The 7,569-nt window shown below is 46.4% G+C and carries 9 protein-coding genes and 1 tRNA gene; 5 read left to right on the forward strand and 5 right to left on the reverse strand.

What is annotated here, in order from left to right; translation table 11 throughout:
* The coding region (locus tag EWV84_RS18840) for a DUF3782 domain-containing protein (protein WP_287079311.1) at positions 1 to 389 on the reverse strand (389 nt) is incomplete at its 3' end.
* Positions 390 to 524: 135 nt separating this feature from the next.
* Between EWV84_RS18840 and queG the strand changes: the two genes are divergently transcribed.
* Together queG and EWV84_RS18850 are read left to right on the forward strand one after the other, a co-directional pair.
* Positions 525 to 1,472 (forward strand): tRNA epoxyqueuosine(34) reductase QueG, encoded by a 948-nt coding sequence (queG, locus tag EWV84_RS18845; RefSeq protein WP_286824009.1) that lies wholly within the window; start codon positions 525 to 527, stop codon positions 1,470 to 1,472.
* Positions 1,462 to 2,100, forward strand: a complete 639-nt coding sequence (locus tag EWV84_RS18850; protein WP_287079312.1) for an HAD-IA family hydrolase — start codon at positions 1,462 to 1,464, stop codon at positions 2,098 to 2,100. The genes queG and EWV84_RS18850 overlap by 11 nt, the downstream gene beginning before the upstream one ends.
* A 328-nt stretch (positions 2,101 to 2,428) precedes the next feature.
* Here the strand turns inward: EWV84_RS18850 and EWV84_RS18855 are convergent.
* A tRNA-Leu gene (locus EWV84_RS18855) sits at positions 2,429 to 2,514 on the reverse strand.
* A gap of 172 nt (positions 2,515 to 2,686) precedes the next feature.
* Here EWV84_RS18855 and ndhL point away from each other — a divergent pair.
* The 3 genes from ndhL (at position 2,687) to EWV84_RS18870 (ending at position 3,904) form a co-directional block, all read left to right on the forward strand.
* Positions 2,687 to 2,926: an NAD(P)H-quinone oxidoreductase subunit L gene (ndhL, locus tag EWV84_RS18860; protein WP_002732218.1), complete on the forward strand. Its 240-nt coding sequence runs from the start codon at positions 2,687 to 2,689 to the stop codon at positions 2,924 to 2,926.
* A 20-nt stretch (positions 2,927 to 2,946) separates the two neighbouring features.
* The gene (locus EWV84_RS18865) at positions 2,947 to 3,252 is read left to right on the forward strand and encodes a DUF3007 family protein (RefSeq protein ID WP_158199343.1); all 306 of its coding nucleotides are present in this window, start codon (positions 2,947 to 2,949) and stop codon (positions 3,250 to 3,252) included.
* A 223-nt stretch (positions 3,253 to 3,475) separates the two neighbouring features.
* A complete protein-coding gene (locus EWV84_RS18870) occupies positions 3,476 to 3,904 on the forward strand; it encodes an ATP-dependent zinc protease family protein (RefSeq protein WP_286824010.1) in 429 nt (142 codons plus the stop codon).
* A 164-nt stretch (positions 3,905 to 4,068) separates the two neighbouring features.
* On the opposite strand, the gene EWV84_RS18875 is transcribed toward EWV84_RS18870, so the two are convergent.
* The 3 genes from EWV84_RS18875 to ldpA all read right to left on the reverse strand — a co-directional run bounded on the left by EWV84_RS18875 (position 4,069) and on the right by ldpA (position 7,076).
* Positions 4,069 to 4,200, reverse strand: coding sequence for a hypothetical protein (locus EWV84_RS18875; protein ID WP_287079313.1), 132 nt, complete (start codon positions 4,198 to 4,200; stop codon positions 4,069 to 4,071).
* Between the two features lie 11 nt (positions 4,201 to 4,211).
* Positions 4,212 to 5,957, reverse strand: coding sequence for a R3H domain-containing nucleic acid-binding protein (locus EWV84_RS18880; RefSeq protein ID WP_502705768.1), 1,746 nt, complete (start codon positions 5,955 to 5,957; stop codon positions 4,212 to 4,214).
* A gap of 117 nt (positions 5,958 to 6,074) precedes the next feature.
* Complete coding sequence (gene ldpA / locus EWV84_RS18885; protein ID WP_287079317.1) at positions 6,075 to 7,076, reverse strand: circadian clock protein LdpA; 1,002 nt, start codon at positions 7,074 to 7,076, stop codon at positions 6,075 to 6,077.
* Positions 7,077 to 7,569 lie beyond the last annotated feature (493 nt).

Here is a 7,569-nt window from a genome sequence, read left to right on the forward strand (position 1 = left end):
CGAGACTTACATTCTACTAAAACTACCTCGGTTTCATCGACGGCTAAAATGTCAATCTCCATGGCTATTCCTTGCCGTTTTACCCTGGCACGACTGTAGGTTTCTTTAACATCGATACCCTTGCGGCGAAATAAACCAATAACAGCAGGTTCGACTAATTCCTCGACAAATCTTCCCCAGCGAGTGGTTAAACTATCCACAGCACGACTGGTATTAGCCACTGTTTTCTCTAGTTTGGCTAAACGGCGATCGGCTTCAGCCGCCCGGCGATCGGCTTCGTCCTTGGCTTCAGCAGCCCGGCGATCGTATTCTTGGCGTGATTGTTCAAACTTTTCGTTAGTTTTCTCAAAAAGTTTATAGATATCTTCGATGGTAATCGGTTGAGCCATGGTTATTTGTTTTAATTCTTACTCTAATTGTACTACCCAAGTACCAGTCAGTCTTATCTCTTTACCAGCCCATTACGTAACAAAAAATTTATAATTGCCAATAATTGTTACAAATACTTGACTTAAGATATTTCTATGGTGACAGAAACACAAATCAAAGAAAAAGCTCTAGAGTTGGGCTTCCATGGGGTCGGTATTGCCTCTGTGGACAGCCAAGACTCGGCGGTATCCCATCTAAAAAGCTGGTTAGAGCGGGGTTATCACGCTGATATGGATTGGATGACTAACCCGAAACGACAGGATATCAAAACTCTTTGGCCAGAAGTGCGATCGCTAATTGGTCTCGCCCTTAACTACTACACCCCCCAGCAACACAGTCAAGAGCAAAACCATGGCAAAATTTCCCGTTATGCTTGGGGACGGGATTATCACAAAGTATTAAGTAAAAAATTAAAAGCCCTCAGTCAATGGTTAGAAAGTCAGGGGGAGCAAATTCAAACCCGTTACTATGTGGACACCGGACCGGTACAGGATAAAGTCTGGGCGCAAAGAGCAGGGATCGGCTGGATTGCCAAGAATGGTAATTTAATTACCCGCAATTACGGCAGTTGGGTGTTTTTAGCAGAAATATTAACTAATTTACCTTTAGAACCGGATCAACCCCATAGTGACCATTGTGGCACCTGTAGCCGTTGTTTAAGCGCTTGTCCCACCCAAGCAATAGTTAGTCCCTATGTGGTGGATGCTAATCGCTGTATTGCATACCATACCATCGAAAATCGTGCTGTAACTTTGCCTACAGAAATTGCCAAGAATTTACAAGGTTGGGTAGCTGGCTGCGATATCTGTCAAGATGTCTGTCCTTGGAATCAACGTTTTGCCCAAGTTACCGACGTGGAGGATTTTCAACCTCGTCCGGAAAACCTCTCGCCAAGGTTGGATGAATTAGCTAATCTAACTATAGAGGAGTGGGATCGTCGTTTCATCTCGTCGGCCCTGCGTCGAATCAAACCCCAGCAGTGGCGACGTAATGCCCAAGCTAATTTAGCTCATTCCCCTCACCCCGTACAAGATGACAATTAAAGTAGTAGTGTTCGATTTTGATGGTACTATCGCCGATACCCACGATACTTTCGTGGAGATTGTCAATCGTTTGGCTAAAAATTTCGGTTATCAACCCATCAACGAGGAAGATTTGGCCAGACTAAAAAACCTTAGTTCCCAAGAAATTATTAAACAATCCCAAGTTTCCCCCGTTAAAATCCCTTTTTTACTCTATCGAGTTAAACGGGAATTAAATAAACAAATTGAATGTCTGAAACCTTTCCATGGCTGGCATCACTGCCTCGCCACTCTTAAAGAAAGAGGCTATAGATTAGGAATAATAACTTCTAATACCAAAGAAAACGTCACCATCTTTTTAGCAAATAATCAACTCTTAAGTTTATTTGATTTTATCTATTCGGGAACGCCTTTATTCGGCAAACACAAAATTATTGATCGCCTGATCCGACAAAATAAATTCTGTCCCGATGAAATGATTTATGTCGGCGATGAAACTAGAGATATTACTGCTGCCCAAAAAAGTCGAGTGCAAGTGGTGGCCGTCGCTTGGGGCTTTAATTCCCCTCAAATTCTCACTCAATTTAACCCCGATCATCTCATTGATCATCCCCTAGAATTATTGGATATTTTAGATAGGGCTGGCTGAAAAAGTTTTTCCTGGGGGCAGGGAAAGGCAGTTTGGGCATTTGTACTAAAATACCCAATACTCAGTTTAAATAGGGTCTGCTGAAAAAGTTTTTCGGTGGGGGTTGGGGGTTGGGGGTTGGGGGTTGGGGGATGGGGGATGGGGGATGGGGGATGGGTTTTACCGATTTTCAGGTGGTCAACTACCTAATTTTCAGGGAAAAAGTACCGGAATTTTCCCCCTGATCACTCCCATGCCTGGTACTTTTTGAGGGAAAAAAAGTCTAAAAGTCTTACCCAACAAGGTTTTTAGATTTATTCAGCAAACCCTAAATATAGACTTCGATCGATGGGGGCAGAGAGACTCGAACTCTCACGAGCTTATAAGGCTCAACGGATTTTAAGTCCGTAGCGTCTACCATTCCGCCACGCCCCCGTTATTTAACCGACAATTTTTTATCATATCACAAATAATTTAATTAGCAAGAGTATTTTCAGTAAATTATTTTAGCCCGCCAATTCGATCGCCACAAAGGGGGAAAGAGGGGGTAAAATAATCAGCAGGTGAATTGCCGTTCACCGACAGCTATTGAGAAAAATCAATCCTTATGCAATCAATTCTGACGCAAGAAACAATTATCATCGCCCTGATCTACCTATCTCTCAGTGTCTTGTATTTGCTCGTCATTCCCGCCGTTATCTACTACTACCTCAATACGCGCTGGTATGTGGCTTCTTCTTGGGAAAGAGGGTTTATGTACTTTCTGATGAGCTTTTTCTTCCCCGGGATGCTGTTGTTAAGTCCTTTCCTTAACTTCCGTCCCCAACGTCGTACCCTAAAAGCTTAAGTTATCAACCAAAAAAACCCATGAGACGCATCGATGTCATCGGGATTGGTATCGGGATGTTTGCTGTGGGCGGCATCCTCTACATTATCCTACAAAAAACCGGTTTAGATAGTGCTTCGGCGGGAATTTGGAGTCAAGCGGTGTTGGTGGGTGGTGTCATCGGTTGGATTTTTACCTATCTGTTTCGAGTTGCCACCGATAATATGACCTACGGCAAACAGCGCAAGGATTACGAAGATGCCGTCTTTAAAAAACGCCTGGAAGCGATGACTCCCGAAGAAATCGCCCAAATGCAGCGGGAGATTGAAGAAGAAAAAACTAAATAGGGCTTGCTGAATAAATCTAAAAACTTTGTTGGATAAGGCTTTTAGACTTTTTGTCAATCAAAAAGTGCCGGACCTGGGGGTGATCGGGGGTAAAATTCAGGGACTTTTTCCCTGAAAATTAGGTAACTGACTACCTCAAAATCGGTAAAACCCCACACCCCACACCCTACACCCTACACCCTGCCCCTAGGAAAAACTTTTTCAGCAGACCCTAAATAGACGGATGAAACCCGATAAAATCATCATCGGTTGGCGAGAATGGCTCGATTTACCTGATTTAGGCATTACCAAAATAAAGGCCAAGATTGATACAGGCGCTCGCTCCTCGGCCCTACACGCTTTTCATCTCCACCCTTTTCGAGATGGCGATCGCAATTGGCTGCGCTTTCAAGTTCATCCCTACCAAAAAGATAGTCACCACACTGTCACCACCAGCGCAGAAATCCTCGAATGGCGACAGGTAAAAAATTCTGGGGGTCAAAGTCAACTACGTCCTGTTATTAGAACTAGTGTATTACTTGGCGGTCGTCAATGGGCGATCGAATTAACCTTGACTAATCGCGATGTCATGGGTTTTCGGATGTTATTAGGACGAGAGGCGCTGAAAAAAGGCTTTCTTGTCCATCCGAATAAGTCTTTTTTACTGAGTTAAGTTATATTTAGGGTTTGCGGCAAAAAGTTTTTCGGTGGGGGTAGGGTTTGATTCTAAGTGAGCAATTTTCCCTAATAAAGCAGCAAAAGCCCCTGCTGCCCAAAAATTGGCCTTTTCTAACTTCCAAGTGCCGGGGGTGGGACTATTCCCCCTCCAGAGCCAATTTAAGAAGTTAAAACCCGATGGCTCTGGATGGGTAAGATAGGGATAGAGAATTCCCCGACGGGCATAATCCGGACGGCCACCGCACCGATCGCCGCCCCGGTACCGATAATGATGAGCGTGCGTCGCTGCAAATTCCCGACTCCTAAGCTGGATAGATGCGAATACGGCGATTCGGTTCCTCTCCGAAGCTATCGGATTGGAGACGGTAATGCTCGACTAATTCGTGTTGCATTTTCCGCACTTTCGCCGATCGCGGCAGTAACTCCACCGGTTGGCCGGTAGGAATAACGATTTGTTCCACCGCTAACCGGGCCTCCTCCAAAGCTTCGATCTCGTCATCGCTGCCGCTGCGGGCAAATAAACGCAGATCTGCACCTTCCTGATTCATCGGGTCATCAATGCCCAAAATCCGCTTTAAACCCCGAGAAATTTGGGGCATGGTATTGGATTTGATGCCGTGGATGGGAATTTGTCTTACTTTGGCAATTTGCCGCAATTTTGACTGATTTTTAACGTGGGAACGCAGGGCCAGCACTGCGTCGGCCTCCTGTAAATCTTTGGTCAAAACGATCGGCAAATCTAGGGCCTGTACTACCTGTTCGATCGGGGCGCGACTGACTCCGTAGGGATAGACATAAACCGGCCAATCTTCGCCATTGGGACCGGGGACGCGGACTTTTTCCGTTTCCGGTTCTTCCTGCAGCCAGGATTGTTCGAGGAGGCGATCGAAATCGTTTTCCCGGTTGAGTGGGCCTGCACCAAAACGGTCCACGGGAGTCATCCGGCCATCGGCCCGCCATCCCTTGGGTTTATCCATTTCCGGCAGATAATTGCCGCGCAAAGGGGTCAACTTTTCCGGTTTTGGTTCTTCCTGAGTGACCTGTACTTTTCCCTCCTCATCTACCCAACGGATTTGAGCAATTGGTTCGCGGCCCCGCAGCAGTTGGTCGATAGTAGTGGATACGTCTTCGTGGATGACCCAGCGCTGACGTTCCAACATTTCGATGGCAATTTCAAAGGTGGGCGGTGCTTTGCGTTCTAAAACGGTCTTCTGAGAACCCCGGCGGCGTGCTTCTTCGTCTCCGAGAGTTACTGCCTGAATTCCCCCGACTAAATCCGATAAAGTCGGATTTTTAATTAAATTTTCCAATTGATTGCCGTGGGCGGTTCCCACTAACTGCACCCCGCGTTCGGCGATCGTACGGGCGGCCAGAGCTTCTAATTCCGTACCGATCTCATCAATCACGATCACCTCCGGCATATGGTTTTCCACCGCTTCGATCATGACCTGATGCTGCAATTCCGGACGGGCCACCTGCATCCGACGAGCGCGACCGATGGCCGGATGGGGAATATCTCCATCTCCGGCGATTTCGTTGGAGGTGTCGATAATCACTACCCGTTTATTGAGATCGTCGGCTAAAACTCGGGCAATTTCCCGGAGAGCGGTGGTTTTCCCTACCCCCGGACGACCGAGCAAGAGCAGGGATTTACCCGTTTCCACTAGGTCGTTAATCAGGGTGATCGTACCGAAAACGGCCCGACCGATACGACAGGTTAAACCGATAATTTCCCCGTCTCGATTGCGAATGGCACTGATGCGGTGCAGGGTGCGTTCAATCCCGGCGCGATTATCGCCGCTAAAACTGCCCACCCTGGCGATCGAATACTGGATTTCTTCTTTTGAGATCGGTTCGTCCCCCAGATCGATCGCCCCATCGGGAAAACGCGCTTCTGGTATGCGTCCCAAATCCATAACTACTTCGATCAGTTGATGCTGCCGCGGGTGTTCCTCGATTTTGCCGCGAATCCGCGCGGGTAGAATTGCCAAGAGTTTGTTTAAATCGTCGGTAACTGGCATCCGAGAGGAGGGTAGGGTTTCTGGCATTAATAATAAAGGGTTTTGGCGATAATTGGCTGTTTTTATTTCCCAGATTTTCTTGGGGTCTAACACATTTAGGGGTTAGTTGTCAATCAAAAAAATATTATAGTTTTTTGACCAAGGTTAGGCTTTTAATTGAGCAACGAGAATAGAAGCGGCTTTAACGGCTTCTTGGTAGGCTTGGGGGTCATTTTCAAGGTTAGGCTGGTCTAAATGCTCTAAAATTGGCAAAATCAATGAACGGGCGTAACTTCCATAGGCAATACCAGCGATTTTTTCTCTCAGTCCCAGTTGCTGTAATTTGGTCACGGTATGGTCATTGGTTCCCCCGGCTAACTGCACAAATCCGGCTAGATTGGTGGAAAGGACTTTTTTGGCCATGTTAATAGCCGGGTGGGTGGTTCCTTTGCCGATATCGCCGCTCATCGGTCGGCCGTCCGTCTGCCAAATCAGAGGACAGCTTAGGGGTGAAATAGTTTCTCGCAGATAGTGGAGGTAATCAATGATATATTCATGATCTTGGCAACTTATGGCGAGGATTTTTAGGTTTTTACTGACAGTTGCGAGCGCTGGCCAGAGTCGAGCAAATTCCTCTCCATGACCGACTTGGGTATGAATTTCGATCGCATCGACTCCCATTTCGATAATTAAGGGGATAATTTCTTGGGGTTGACAGACACGGGATTTTGTCTCGATTATTTGCCGGGGACAAACGGGTAAGCAGCGACCGCAACCATAACAGCGCTGTTCGATCACTCCTCCCCTATCGATAGCATAAGCGGGACAGATTTTTTCGCAGGGACGGGGACAATCGACCGGACAGAGTTGCGGGTTAAAGATAGCTTTACGAAAGTGGGGATCTTCCCCGTCATTGAGACTGACCATTAACCAAGGTCGTCGATTGGGAGATAATCCAGCGATTTTTTCGGCGGTTTCGATGCCTTCTTTGGCCGCAACAATCACGGCTCGGTCGGCGGCCACATCAATACAATCGGCCCCGGCGATAGTATAGGTCAAAGCGAGGTTGCGAATCGTGGGCAAATCCTGGTAACTAGCTCCACAGATTAGCTTGAACCAGTGACCCGCAACTAAGGACCAGAAGGGAGAGGAGTTTTTATCTAGCACTTTTTTATCCTATCGCAGCCTGCCCCTAAACGTCAGCCTTGTGCTGCTCTGATAGTAAATATTCTGACTAAAGACTAGAACTCTTGCATAATTAATTTTTGACGTTTCAAAAAGGGCAAAAATAAGGATTAAATGGCATAAAATCTGTAAATATACCATTTAATTGCTTATTATTCATTCTTAATTCTCCTGACTACTGACGACCGGCTACTGACTCCTAACCCTAACAACAATTTTTGATTTTTACAAGAGGTCTATTCTTCCTTTGGCATCAGTGTCTGTCCCGGGCTGCCCCTCACTTTTGCCAGTAAGCAGAGGCTAGAAGCCTATCCGACAGATAATAAGTTCGTCAGTGGTTAGGGAAATGTGTATTAAGGTTCTTCGTTACTTGGTATGGTTCGATCAGGGGGCATAAATCGGCTAAATCCTTATCCGGCAAGAGACTTAATTGATTAGCTCGTTCTAGATCGAAAACAATTGGCAAAAATCGAAG

Source organism: Microcystis sp. M_QC_C_20170808_M3Col (assembly GCF_007095505.1).
GTDB lineage: Bacteria > Cyanobacteriota > Cyanobacteriia > Cyanobacteriales > Microcystaceae > Microcystis.